The organism is Arthrobacter ipis, from assembly GCF_014694315.1.
In the GTDB taxonomy this organism is placed as follows: domain Bacteria; phylum Actinomycetota; class Actinomycetes; order Actinomycetales; family Micrococcaceae; genus Arthrobacter; species Arthrobacter ipis.
Window position 1 is genome coordinate 374,873 of sequence record NZ_JAAOXD010000003.1, and the last position, 12,784, is coordinate 387,656.

General features: G+C 67.5%; 11 protein-coding genes. 7 read left to right on the forward strand and 4 right to left on the reverse strand.

Going from position 1 to position 12,784, the window contains the following annotated elements; translation table 11 throughout:
* Positions 1-11 precede the first annotated feature (11 nt).
* The 3 genes from G9E11_RS08760 to G9E11_RS08770 all read left to right on the forward strand — a co-directional run bounded on the left by G9E11_RS08760 (position 12) and on the right by G9E11_RS08770 (position 4,375).
* Entirely contained in the window at positions 12-1,517 is a 1,506-nt protein-coding gene (locus tag G9E11_RS08760) for an RNB domain-containing ribonuclease (protein WP_190604819.1), read from the forward strand.
* A gap of 303 nt (positions 1,518-1,820) precedes the next feature.
* Positions 1,821-3,497, forward strand: coding sequence for a DEAD/DEAH box helicase (locus G9E11_RS08765; RefSeq protein ID WP_190604821.1), 1,677 nt, complete (start codon positions 1,821-1,823; stop codon positions 3,495-3,497).
* A gap of 5 nt (positions 3,498-3,502) precedes the next feature.
* Positions 3,503-4,375 (forward strand): DNA-methyltransferase, encoded by an 873-nt coding sequence (locus tag G9E11_RS08770; protein ID WP_190604823.1) that lies wholly within the window; start codon positions 3,503-3,505, stop codon positions 4,373-4,375.
* Between the two features lie 73 nt (positions 4,376-4,448).
* Here G9E11_RS08770 and G9E11_RS08775 read toward each other — a convergent pair whose 3' ends face one another.
* A complete protein-coding gene (locus tag G9E11_RS08775; RefSeq protein WP_190604825.1) occupies positions 4,449-5,294 on the reverse strand; it encodes a PHP domain-containing protein in 846 nt (281 codons plus the stop codon).
* A 105-nt stretch (positions 5,295-5,399) separates the two neighbouring features.
* On the opposite strand from G9E11_RS08775, the gene G9E11_RS08780 reads away from it, so the two are divergent.
* Positions 5,400-6,989, forward strand: a complete 1,590-nt coding sequence (locus G9E11_RS08780) for an aminopeptidase P family protein (protein ID WP_190604827.1) — start codon at positions 5,400-5,402, stop codon at positions 6,987-6,989.
* Between the two features lie 148 nt (positions 6,990-7,137).
* Here the strand turns inward: G9E11_RS08780 and G9E11_RS08785 are convergent, their stop codons facing one another.
* Positions 7,138-8,136 carry a general stress protein gene (locus G9E11_RS08785; RefSeq protein WP_190604829.1) on the reverse strand — a complete coding sequence of 333 codons (999 nt, stop codon included), beginning with the start codon at positions 8,134-8,136 and terminating at the stop codon, positions 7,138-7,140.
* Between the two features lie 77 nt (positions 8,137-8,213).
* Here G9E11_RS08785 and G9E11_RS08790 point away from each other — a divergent pair, with 77 nt between their 5' ends.
* Genes G9E11_RS08790 through G9E11_RS08800 form a run of 3 tightly spaced genes read left to right on the forward strand, consistent with a single transcriptional unit; the run spans position 8,214 to position 11,338 of the window.
* Entirely contained in the window at positions 8,214-9,497 is a 1,284-nt protein-coding gene (locus G9E11_RS08790) for a magnesium transporter MgtE N-terminal domain-containing protein (RefSeq protein WP_003805129.1), read from the forward strand.
* Positions 9,481-10,200, forward strand: coding sequence for a DUF1003 domain-containing protein (locus G9E11_RS08795; protein ID WP_190604832.1), 720 nt, complete (start codon positions 9,481-9,483; stop codon positions 10,198-10,200). The genes G9E11_RS08790 and G9E11_RS08795 overlap by 17 nt, the downstream gene beginning before the upstream one ends.
* 10 nt (positions 10,201-10,210) lie before the next feature.
* Positions 10,211-11,338: an Mrp/NBP35 family ATP-binding protein gene (locus tag G9E11_RS08800; protein WP_190604835.1), complete on the forward strand. Its 1,128-nt coding sequence runs from the start codon at positions 10,211-10,213 to the stop codon at positions 11,336-11,338.
* A gap of 20 nt (positions 11,339-11,358) precedes the next feature.
* On the opposite strand, the gene G9E11_RS08805 is transcribed toward G9E11_RS08800, so the two are convergent.
* Positions 11,359-11,757: a twin-arginine translocase TatA/TatE family subunit gene (locus tag G9E11_RS08805; protein WP_190604837.1), complete on the reverse strand. Its 399-nt coding sequence runs from the start codon at positions 11,755-11,757 to the stop codon at positions 11,359-11,361.
* Positions 11,758-11,847: 90 nt separating this feature from the next.
* On the reverse strand, positions 11,848-12,732 hold the full coding sequence (locus G9E11_RS08810) for an anti-sigma factor (RefSeq protein ID WP_190604839.1): 885 nt from the start codon (positions 12,730-12,732) through the stop codon (positions 11,848-11,850).
* Positions 12,733-12,784 lie beyond the last annotated feature (52 nt).

Below are 12,784 nucleotides of genomic sequence, written 5' to 3' on the forward strand. Positions count from 1 at the left end.
ACCTGATTTTCGTGTCACATCATCGTCTGTCGCCCAGCGTCCACGAGCAGACCAACGCGCTCGAGGAGGCATTGAGCGCGCTGCGGACGGAGCTGGAGCTTCCGGGGGAATTCCCCGAGGATGTGCTCAAGGAAGCTGAAGCAGCCATTGCGGACCGGCAGTTTCCGGCCCTTGACCTGACCGGGGTGGACTTCCTGACCATCGATCCGCCGTCGTCCACCGACCTTGACCAGGCGCTCTTCATCGAACGCCTCGGCGAGGGATACCGGATCCTCTATGCCATTGCAGACGTTCCGTCTTTCGTGCAGCCGGGCGGCGCGCTCGACGCCGAGACCCGCCGCCGGGGGCAGACTTTCTACGCCCCCGACGGCCGCATTCCGCTGCATCCGGAGGTGATCAGTGAGAACGCGGGCAGTCTTCTGGCTGGGCAGCTGTGCTCCGCTTTCGTCTGGGAATTCGAGCTCGACGCCGCCGCCGAGGTGGCGTCCGTGCTGGTGCGCCGGGCGATGGTTCGCAGCCGCGCCAAGCTTAACTACAAGGGGGTCCAGGCAGAACTGGATGCCGGCACGGCCCCTCCCATGTTGCAGCTCCTGCGCGAGGTCGGGCGCAAGCGGGTGGAGCTGGAGCGCGCCCACGGCGGGGCAAGCCTGAACATGCCGGAGCAGGAAATCGTTCAGCTTCCCGACGGCGGCTACCGGATCGTGGCGGTGCCCCAGCTTCCGGTGGAGGACTGGAACGCCCAGATCTCGCTCATGACCGGGATGGCCGCCGCTTCCCTGATGCTCAACGGCAAAGTGGGGATCCTGCGCACCATGCCGGCCCCGGATGAACGCTCGCTCAGCCACTTCAAGCGGCAGACCCACGCTCTGGGCAAACCGTGGGACGGGCAGGAAAGCTACGGCGAGTACCTGCGCACCCTCGACCCCACTGACCACCGGCAACTGGCAATCCTCCATGCGGCCGGAATGCTCTTCCGCGGAGCGGGGTACACACACTTCGACGGAACCGTCCCGGAGGACGCGGTCCAGTCAGCCATCGGCACGGCCTACGCCCACACCACCGCTCCGCTGCGGCGCCTCGTGGACAGGTTCGTCCTGGTCATTTGCGAGGCACTGAGCAACAACCGGCCCGTGCCGGCCTGGGCCCGGGCGGCGCTCCCCTCACTGCCCGAAATCATGGCGTACTCGGACCAACTGGCGGGAAGAATGGAACGGCTGGCCCTGGACACGGTGGAAGCGGCGCTGCTGATCAACCACATCGGGCAGGAGTTCGATGCCGTGGTGATCTCCGGGTCAAAGCCGGCCAAGAACGGGAACGGCAACGGAAACGGAGCAGGCACCGGGAACGGAAACGGGAAAGGGACCAACGGATCCGGCCCGTCCGGTGTGGTCCAGATCGCCGAACCGGCGGTAACGGCCAGGTGTGCCGGCGAAATGGAGCCCGGCACGAGGGTCCGCGTCCGGCTCATCTCCTCCGACATCGCCACCCGCGAGATCCACCTCGAGCTCGTCGACTGATCCGCTCCCGCGGCCGCACCTGTCCCCCGCGGCGGCCCGAGTCAAGGAAAACACGGGTTTGCCAGTAGACTGGCTAGGTAGTAATGGATGCCCGGTCGTTGATTTCCGTAAATTTGAATTCAACAAGCCCGCCCCTACGCGATCTTGAGTAACACCCGCCGGTCCCCAGTGCCGGCAACTAGATAGCCCGCGATCGGCTTCCACTGGAATTGCTTGCGCGCCTGAGCGTGCTCCGGAACGGCCCCCGCGGCCGGCCCGTTGAGCAGGCGGCGCCAATGCCCAAATGAATAAGGAAACTCCCCTGTGAGTGAATTGCATACCCACCAGCTTCTTTCCGACGATACCGGCACCGAGACCATCGAGCCGGAAGAAACCATCATCTCGGATGAGAAGCCGCACGAAATAGCCGAAAAGTCGTTTGCGGACCTCGACGTCCGCGCCGACATCGTCGAATCCCTTGCCGACGCCGGCATCACGCACCCCTTCCCCATCCAGGCCATGACGCTGCCGGTGGCGCTGTCCGGCCACGACATCATTGGCCAGGCCAAGACCGGCACGGGCAAGACCCTCGGCTTCGGCATTCCTGCGCTGCAGCGCGTGGTGGGCCGCGACGACGCCGGCTTCGACAAGCTGCCCGCACCCGGTGCACCGCAGGCCATGGTGATCGTTCCCACGCGTGAGCTCGCAGTGCAGGTTGCCAACGACCTGCAGACGGCATCCCGCAAGCGAAACGCCCGGATCGCCACGATCTACGGCGGACGCGCCTACGAGCCGCAGATCGACGCGCTGCAGAAGGGCGTCGAGGTGGTAGTCGGCACGCCCGGCCGCCTGATCGACCTCTACAAGCAGAAGCACCTGGTCCTGAAGAACGTCAAGATCGTCGTGCTGGACGAAGCTGACGAGATGCTGGACCTCGGCTTCCTGCCCGACGTCGAGACCCTGATCGCCGGCACCCCGCCGGTTCGCCAGACGCTCCTGTTCTCGGCCACGATGCCGGGCCCGGTCATTGCCATGGCCCGCCGGTACATGACGCAGCCCACCCACATCCGCGCCGCGGATCCGGACGACGAGGGCCTGACCAAGCGCGACATCCGTCAGCTCATCTACCGCGCCCACAGCATGGATAAGACCGAGGTGGTCGCCCGTATCCTGCAGGCCCGCGGCCGCGGCCGCACCATCATCTTCACCAAGACCAAGCGCACCGCCGCAAAGGTAGCCGAGGAACTCGTGGACCGCGGGTTCGCCGCCGCCGCCATCCACGGCGACCTGGGCCAGGGAGCCCGCGAGCAGGCGCTCCGGGCCTTCCGCAACAACAAGGTGGACGTCCTGGTGGCCACCGACGTCGCAGCCCGCGGCATCGACGTCGACGACGTCACGCACGTCATCAACTACCAGTGCGTCGAGGACGAGAAGATCTACCTGCACCGCGTGGGCCGCACCGGCCGCGCCGGCAACAAGGGCACCGCCGTCACGTTCGTGGACTGGGACGACATGCCGCGCTGGGGCCTCATCAACAAGGCTCTGGGGCTGAGCGTTCCCGAGCCCGTCGAAACCTACTCCTCCTCAGCCCACCTGTACGAGGACTTGGACATCCCCGAGGGCACCAAGGGCCGGCTCCCGCGCAGCAAGCGCACCCTCGCCGGCGTCGACGCCGAGGTCCTGGAGGACCTGGGCGAGACCGGCAAGAAGAACAGCCGCTCCGCCGGCCGCGATTCCGGCCGCTCCGGCAGCAGGGAAGACAGCCGCCGCGGCGGTGACGCGGGCAAGCGTTCGGGCGAGCGCCGCCGTCGTTCTTCAGAATCAGCGGCAGATGCCGGGACCGGCCCCGCCGCCGCTTCCGCTGCGACTGCGACTGTTGAAGGCGAGCAGCCGGCGCGCCCGCGCCGCAACCGCACCCGCACGCGCCGCCGCAACGGCGAAGTGGTCTCTGGCGGCGAATCCGCCGCAGCCGGCTCGCAGGCCGGCACCGAGGCCCCATAGCCTCAATGACTGAAACTGTCTGGGCGCCGGACGGCAGCAACCTGGTGGTGCACGCGGATAACGCGGACTTCCTCCCTACGCTGCCGGACGGCGCCTTCACACTCATTTACGTGGACCCGCCCTTTAACACCGGCCGGGCCCAGCAGCGCCAGGAAACAAGGATGGTGCTCAACGCCGACGGCGACGGCGACCGGGTGGGCTTCAAGGGCCGCTCCTATGACACGATCAAGGGCGCCCTGCACCGCTACGACGACGCTTTCAGCGACTACTGGTCCTTCCTCGAGCCGCGCCTGGTGGAGGCCTGGCGGCTCCTGGCCGACGACGGCACCCTGTACCTGCACCTTGACTACCGCGAGGTGCACTACGCCAAGGTGATGCTGGACGCCATCTTTGGGCGTGAATGCTTCCTCAACGAGATCATCTGGGCGTACGACTATGGGGCCCGCGCGAAATACCGCTGGCCCACCAAGCACGACAACATTCTCGTCTACGTCAAAAACCCGGCCAAGTACCACTTCGACAGCGCCGAGGTGGACCGGGAGCCCTACATGGCTCCCGGGCTCGTGACTCCGGCCAAGCGTGAACTGGGCAAACTGCCCACGGACGTCTGGTGGCACACCATCGTCTCCCCCACGGGCAAGGAAAAGACCGGGTATCCCACGCAGAAACCCGAGGGCCTGGTGCGCCGCGTGGTGGCCGCGTCCAGCCGCCCGGGTGACTGGTGCCTCGATTTCTTCGCCGGTTCCGGCACACTCGGCGCCGTTGCGGCCAAGATGGGGCGCAGGTTCGTCTGCGTGGACCAGAACCAGCCTGCCATCGACGTCATGGCCAAGCGGCTCGGGGCGCACGCCGAGATCGCCTCCTACCCGCCCGTTTAGATACCGGCCCAAGTGGGTAGCAGCTCAGCGCGTTCCCAGCGCTGGGAACGCCCTGAAGTGCTACTTACTTGGGTTAGCGGACGACGGCGGTGCCCGTGCCCAGCTCCTCGATCCGGTCGAGGACGTCCGGGGCGGTCAGGTTCTCGCCCAGCCTGTTCGGCTTGCCGAGGCCGTGATAGTCCGAGGATCCGGTCACCACCAGACCGTGCTGGGCGGCCAGCTTCCGAAGGAACTCCCGGCCCTCCTCGGGGTTGTCCCGGTGGTTGACCTCCAGGCCGGCCAGGCCGGCGTCGATCATGTCGTGGTACGTGCTTTCGCCCACCACCCGCCCGCGTGCGGAGGCGACAGGGTGGGCAAAGACGGGAACGCCGCCGGCGTCGCGGACCAGTTCGACGGCGAGGGCCGGCTCCGGCGCGTAGTGCTGCACAAAATAGCGCGAATGGGAGGTAAGGATCGAGGTGAAGGCCTCGGAACGGTCCGCGACCACTCCCGCCGCCACCAGGGCGTCGGCGATGTGCGGGCGTCCCAGCGTGGCCCCCGGCGCTACATGGTGGATCACGTCGTCCCAGGTCAGGGGGTAGTCCTCGGCGAGCAGCGTGACCATGCGTTCGGCCCGGGTCAGGCGGGCGTCCCTGGCCTTCGTGATTTCCTCGAGCAGGCCCGGGTGCGCGGGGTCGTGGAGGTAGCTCAGGAGGTGGACGCTGATCCCCTTCTCCGTCCGGCAGGAAATCTCCATGCCGGGCACCAGTGCCACGCCGTTGTCAATCGCCGCCCGCGACGCTTCCGCCCAGCCGTCCGTCGAGTCGTGGTCCGTCAGCGCTATGATGTTCAGCCCTGCCGCCGCCGCGGCCGCCATGACCTCCGCCGGTGACTCCGTGCCGTCGGAAATGTTCGAGTGGGCGTGCAGATCTATCCTCACCAGCCCAGCCTAGTAGATGGGGCGCCGCTGTGGCCGGGATGGGCGTGATTCTCCCTCCCGCGCCGGTGTTGGCCTAAGCCGCTCGGCTGGTGAGACTATTGGACGGTGAACGATGCAGACAACACCCACAATGGTGAAAACACAGGTTCCCAGCCCCTGGAAGAGCGCGTCAACAACCGCTCCCAGCGGCCCAGTTCCGCCGCTTTTAAGGCCTTCATGGCCAGCAACTGGGCGCCCGCGCCGCAGGTGACCCCTGAACGGGACGCCGTCGCCAGCCACGCCGCGAGGAGGCGCCGTGCCATCTCCGACCAGTTCAAGGGTGAACGCCTGGTGCTTCCGGCCGGGCCCCTGAAGGTGCGCTCCAACGACTGCGACTACCGTTTCCGGCCGCACTCGGGCTTCGCCCACCTCACCGGCCTCGGCCTGGACCATGAGCCCGACGCCGTGCTCATCTTCGAACCAGTAGGGGAAGGAAAGGGCGACGACGGCGGCAACCACCGCGCCACGCTTTACTTCCGGCCGCTGGCCGGGCGGGACACCGAACAGTTCTACGCCGACTCGCGGTCGGGCGAGTTCTGGATTGGGCCGCGGCCCACGCTGGCCGAATTTGAGGCCCGGCTCGGAATCCCCACTGCCCACATCGACGAACTCGAGATGGCCGTCACCAAGAACGTCGGCGCCCCCGAAATCGGCGGCATCTCCGTCCGTCTGGTGCGCAAGGTGGACGAAAACATCGACGCGCTCGTGGACACCGCCCGCTACAACACCGCCAAGGATCCGGACAACCTGGACCTTGGCGTGCTGGACGCCCTCGACGAGAAGCTGTCCGAGGCACTCTCCGAGCTGCGGCTGACCAAGGACGAGTGGGAAATCGAGCAGATGAAGACCGCGGTGGCCGCCACCGTGGAAGGCTTCACCGAAGTGGTCAAGGCCCTGCCCCGCGCCCTGACGCACTTCCGTGGCGAACGCGTGGTGGAAGGCGCCTTCTTTGCCCGCGCCCGCGAGGTGGGCAACGAACTCGGCTACGACACCATCGCCGCCGCCGGCAACAACGCCACCGTGCTCCACTGGACCCGCAACACGGGCAAGGTCAACGCCGGGGAGCTCCTCCTGCTGGACGCCGGCGTCGAGGCCGATTCGCTCTACACCGCGGACATCACCCGCACACTTCCGGCCAACGGCACGTTCTCTGACGTGCAGCGCAAAATCTACGAAGCGGTCCTGGACGCGGCCGACGCCGGCTTCGCGGCCGCCCGGATCGGCGTGAAGTTCCGCGACATCCACACCGCCGCCACCACCGTCCTCGCGGAGCGGCTTGCGGAATGGGGCCTGCTCCCCGTCTCCGTCGAGGAGGCCCTCGGCGAGGACGGCCAGCAGCACCGGCGCTGGATGCCGCACGGCACCAGCCACCACCTCGGCCTCGACGTCCACGACTGCGCCCAGGCCAAGCGGGAACTCTACCTGGACGGCGTGCTGCGGGAAGGAATGGTCTTCACCATCGAACCGGGCCTGTACTTCAAGCAGGAAGACCTCGCCATTCCCGAGGAGTACCGCGGCATTGGCGTGCGCATCGAGGACGACATCCTGATGACGGCTGAGGGCCCCGTGAATCTCAGCGCGGCGCTCCCCCGCACAGCGGACGACGTCGAGGCCTGGATGGCAGGCATCTACCAGGAGATCGACGCCAAGGCTTAAGGGTTCGGTTCCAGGCAACCGGCGCACGATGCAAAAAGAGACGGCCACCGGATGATCCGGTGGCCGTCCCTTTTCTGCTGTCCCGGGTTCTGCTGTACCTGGTTCTGCTGTCCCGGGTTCTGCTGTACCTGGTTCTGCTGTCCCCTGGCTACTGCTGCTGTCCGTCCCGGCCCTGGTCGGCCTGGTTCGGATCCACCCGTACGCCGTACTGCGGGCGGCCGTCCGGCAGGTCCGGGTAGCGGACTGCCGACGCCGGGCGCTGGCCGGTTGCCTGCCCGCCCTCTGCGTTCTGGCTCTGCTGAGTGGCACCGTACTGCTGGCCGTCCCCGTGCGGCTGCTCCCCGTCATACTGCTGGGCCTGCTGGCCTGTGCCATATTGCTGGTTGGGGTCCTGCGGCTGCCCGCCCTGTGCGGGCTGGCCTGTGCCGTGCTGCCCGCTGGCGTCCTGGCCGCGCTGGCCATAGGGATCGTTCCAGCCCGCCGGCCGCTGCGGCGCCTGTCCCTGGGACGGGCCCTGCAGGGGTCCCTGCGGCGGTCCCTGGTGCCGGCCCGGCTGCTGGTACGGCTGGTTCTGGTAGTCGTGCTGGTTCTGATAGTCGTGCTGGGTGTGCGGCGCCGGGCGCGCACCCGGGGTGGCGTCGGACGGCGTCATCGGGAGCTGCTGGAGCAGACGGCGCGCCTCATGGGCCGCCTCGAAGGCCACGACGACGTCGTAATTGGTGGCAACCACCTGGCTGGTGGACGTGAAGTCGCGCTTGCCGCGCTGCATGGCATAGGTGACGATCCCGAACAGCATAAAGAACGCCGCACCCATCAGCACCGAGCTGATGATCGAGAACGTCCCGCCCGCTGGCGTGAAGAAGGACAGCATGACGCCGACGAAGAGGCCGAACCACATGCCGCTCAGGGCACCGGAGAGCGCCACACGCGGGTAGCTGAGCCGGCCCGTCACCCGCTCCACCATCTTGAGGTCGTTCCCCACGATGGACACCAGATGCACCGGAAACTGCTGGTCGGCGAGGTAGTCCACGGCCTTTTGGGCGTCCAGGTAAGAGGTATACGAGCCGACGGTGTCCCCCGTGGGGACAGTCTTCGACTCGTCCGAGCCGTTGGGCGCAGCCTTCGGAGCACCAAAAATGTTAGCCATACCCCCATTCTTGCCCATAAGGATGGGTGAAAGCTGAAAATTCAGCTAAAAGAGAGCAGACTCGGTAGCCTGTAGAGGTGAGCACGAATCCTACCCGCGTCTTTGTCGCGCGCCTCTTGGGACTGGACGTCTTCGACCCGCTGGGCGACCGTCTGGGCCGGCTGCGTGACGTCGTCGTGCTCTCCCGCGGAACCCGGGGCGCCCCGCACGTGGTGGGTATCGTCGTCGAAGTTCCCGGCAAGAAGCGCGTCTTCGTCCCCATGACCCGCATCACCTCCATCGACCAGACGCAGGTCATCTGCACCGGCCTGGTCAACCTACGGCGCTTCGAACAGCGCGGCGCCGAGACCCTGGTGGTGGCCGAGATGTTCGACCGCCGCGTGACCCTGACGGACGGCAGCGGTGACGCCACCATCGAGGACATCGCCATGGACCAGCACCGCTCGGGCGACTGGTTCGTGAGCAAGCTGTTCGTCCGGCGCGGGCACTCCCTGGCGCCGCTGAGCAGGCTGCGCCGCAACGAAACCATGATCATCGACTGGGCCGACGCGCACCAGGGAGCCAAGACAGAACCGCAGGCAGCCACCCAGTTCGTGGCCAACCACGAGGACCTCAAGCCCGCGGACTTCGCCGAGGCACTGCAGGAAATGAGCGACAAGCGGCGCTTCGAGGTCGCAAGCGAACTGCAGGACGAGCGGCTGGCGGACGTCCTGCAGGAGCTGCCAGAGGACGACCAGGTGGAAATCCTCTCCGCCCTCGACGTCCAGCGCGCCGCGGACGTCCTGGAGGAGATGGACCCCGACGACGCCGCCGACCTCCTCGGTGAGCTGCCATCCGCCCAGGCGGAGGAACTCCTTCAGCTGATGGAGCCCGAAGGCGCCGAGGACGTCCGGCGCCTCCTCGAATACGACGAGGACACCGCCGGCGGCCTCATGACCCCCGTCCCGGTCATTCTGCCGCCCGAAGCCACGGTGGCGGAGGCCCTCGCCCACGTCCGGCGCGAGGAACTCTCCCCCGCCCTCGCCTCGTCCATCTTCATCGCCCGTCCTCCGCTGGAAACCCCCACCGGCCGGTTCCTCGGTGTGGTGCACATCCAACAGCTGCTGCGCTTCCCGCCGTTCGAGTCGCTGGGCAACCTCGTGGACAAGAACCTGGAGCCACTCTCGGACCTGGCCCACATCAGCGAAGTCGCGCGCACCCTCGCCACGTACAACCTGAACTCCCTTCCGGTGGTCAACCAGGCCGGCCGGCTGGTGGGCGCAGTAACAGTTGACGACGTCCTGGACCATCTGCTGCCCGACGACTGGCGGGCCAACGACGGCGAGGCCCCGGTCAGGAAGCTTGGTGGCCGCATTGGCTGAAAACACGGCAAAGGCAGCGCGACCCGGCGGAAAGCCGGCAGCCCAGGGAAGCCTGGACACGCCGCTGAGCGGCCGCCAGCGCATCCTCCCCAAGTTCTCGCCGAACCCTGATGCCTTTGGCCATGCGACGGAGGGTTTCGCCCGCTTCATGGGCACGCCGCAGTTCCTGCTGTACATGACAGTGTTCTGTGTCTTCTGGCTGGCATGGAATACCTTCGCGCCCACGGCCTGGCAGTTCGACAAGGTGGAACTCGGGTTCACGCTCCTGACCCTGATGCTGTCCCTGCAGGCCTCCTACGCCGCGCCGCTGCTGCTCCTCGCGCAGAACCGCCAGGACGACCGTGACCGCGTGTCCCTCCAGCAGGACCGCCAGCGGGCGGAGCGCAACCTGTCGGACACCGAATACCTCACGCGGGAACTGGCCTCACTGCGGATCGCGCTGCGTGAAGTGGCCACCCGCGACTACGTCCGGGCGGAACTTCGCAGCCTCCTGGAGGACCTGCTGGAGGCCCAGGAGGAGCTCCGCACACACGAGCCCTCCGGGCCCGGAAGCCATGAATCGCCGCGCGAACTGGTCCGGGAAAAGCTGAAGGAGAAGCGGGAGAAGCAACGCAACCCCCGCACGCAGCAGATCCCCAAGGTCAAGCCTGAAAAAACGCGGCAGGGCCGGGCAGCCCACCGACCCACCTCTCCCGAAAGCTGAGCACCACGGCATGAGCACCACCCTCCTCCAGGCAGTCAACGCTGCCCTGGCAACCGTCATCGATCCGGAACTCCGGCGCCCCATCACCGAGCTGGGCATGGTTGATTCGGTGGAGATCACCGACGACGGGACCGTCCGTCTGGCGGTGCTGCTCACCATCGCCGGCTGCCCCCTGCGCGACACCATCACCAGGGACTCCGAGGCGGCGCTGCTGGAAGTGCCAGGCGTCACCGCCGTCGAGGTGGATTTGAGGGTCATGACCCAGGCGCAGCGCGACGCCCTGAAGGAGCAGCTCCGCGGCCCCGGCGGCGAGCGGGGCATCCCTTTCAACCAGCCCGGGTCCCTCACCAAGGTATTTGCGGTGGCCAGCGGCAAGGGCGGAGTGGGAAAGTCCTCGGTGACGGTGAACCTCGCCTGTTCCCTCGGGGCACAGGGGCTGCGCGTGGGCATCGTGGACGCCGACGTGTACGGTTTCTCAGTGCCGGCCCTGATGGGAATCACCCAGGCCCCCACCCGCGTGGACGACATGATCCTCCCTCCCGTGGCGTACGGCGTGAAAGTCATTTCCATCGGCATGTTCGTCACCGGCAACCAGCCCGTGGCCTGGCGCGGACCCATGCTGCACCGGGCCCTCGAACAGTTCCTCACCGATGTCTACTTCGGCGACCTTGATGTGCTGTTCCTGGACCTCCCGCCGGGCACTGGTGACATCGCCATCTCGGTGGCGCAGCTGCTGCCCAAGGCCGAGATCCTGGTGGTCACCACCCCCCAGGCCGCAGCGGCGGACGTCGCAGAGCGCGCCGGCGCCATCGCCACCCAGACCGGGCAGACGGTGGCCGGGGTCATCGAGAACATGTCCTTCCTGGAAATGCCCGACGGCGGCCGGATGGACCTGTTCGGGACCGGCGGCGGGGAGGTGCTCGCCGAGAGGCTCAGCGGGTCGACCGGCACGGACGTGCCGCTGTTGGGCCAGATTCCGTTGGACATTCTCCTGCGGGAAGGCGGCGACTCGGGCAAGCCCATCGTCCTGGGCGGCCCGGACACTCCGGCCGCAGCGGTGCTGTCCGGCATCGCCGGGAAACTTGCGGCCAGGCCGCGCGGACTGGCCGGGATGAAGCTGGACGTCCAGCCCCGGTGATTGAGCCTGCCGAAACCAGGCTACGTTGCCTCGGAATCGAAGGGGGCCGCTTCTCCGTAGGGCAACTGCTCGATGGTGCGCGTCGGCCGCTCCTCAGTGGAGGAAGCGGCGGCTGATGCCGCAGCGGCTACTGCCGCCGGACCGCCGGCGCTGACCGGCTTGGTGTCGTCCTCGAGGAGAGCTTCCTTGATGATGCGCCGCGGATCGTACTGGCGGGGGTCATACTTCTTCCAGTCGACGTCATCGATGTCGATGCCGACTTCTTCCTTGATCTGCTCCCGCGCACCGGAAGCCATCCGGCGCACTTCGCGGACCAGGTTTGCCAGTTTCTGGGTGTATTCGGGCAGCCGCTGGGGGCCGATCACCAGAATGCCGATGAGCAGCAGAAGGATAAACTCCGGGCCGTTGATTCCAAACACTTTAGGAAGATTACCCTTTCCGGGGAGGCAGTGACGATTTCGACCCGGCCCGCGCCCCCTGAAGGCATGCCGCAGGGACAGGGAAGCGTCTCAAAGCCCCAACTGGCGGGCTATTTTACGCAGGCCGCGTTCGACCCGGTCGACGACAGTTTCCTGCGCCGCGGTACTGCCTCCGGCCGTGTCGGCCCCGGCGGCCAGGCCCGGACCGGCCATGCTTCCGGGCGCTGCGAGCATCGGCAAAGCATCGTCGGCCGAGGTGGCGGGCAGGTCCGACACGTAAGTGAAGGTGCTCCGTGGTGTCTGGTAGATCGCGCTCCATGGTGGCCCCGCCTTGACCCAGACCCGGCCGTCCGCCATCGCTCCCGGCAGGTCAGCGGCTACGAAACCGTCGCGTCCCGCCGGGTGGCCTGTCAGCGGGTTGACCGGAGACGGCGCACCCGGCGACCCCTGGTGCTGTTCCAGAATCCTCGCCGTATGCTGCCCGTCAGTGAGGCGCAGCTCCACGGTGGGCCTGCCTGCCAGTACCGTCGTGCTGGCAGATACGAGGCGGAAACCCATGGCACGCAGTTCAGGGCAGGTCCAGCCGGAGGACCGCAGCGCGGCGAGGCGGCTGTCTGTTCCCGCGGAATGCCCGGACTGGCCATAGAGCGAGGCCGTGCCCGCGGCGTACTGCCCGGGTTCACCGGCGACCGTGTAGGCTCCGGCGGCGACGGCCCCGGCCGCCACCACGGCTACCCCGCCGGCCAGCCCCGCCAGCCTCATCCGGCTGGGCCGGGCAACGGGGGCCGGCGCCATGGCTAATTGCTGGGTGCGGAGCAGGAGCCGCGCTGTCAGTTCGTCACTGGCGGCCGGGACTGCGGCAGTACGGAGCCGCTCAATGTACTGGCGCTGCCGGTGCAGCGCGCTGGCGCATTCGGCGCACGCACGGATGTGGTCCGCTGTCTGCGGGTGCCGTCCGCTGGCAAGCGGCGGCAACCCTGTGTTCTGTCTAAGCCCCTCCAGCAAGCGATGTAGCCGACGCATGTCG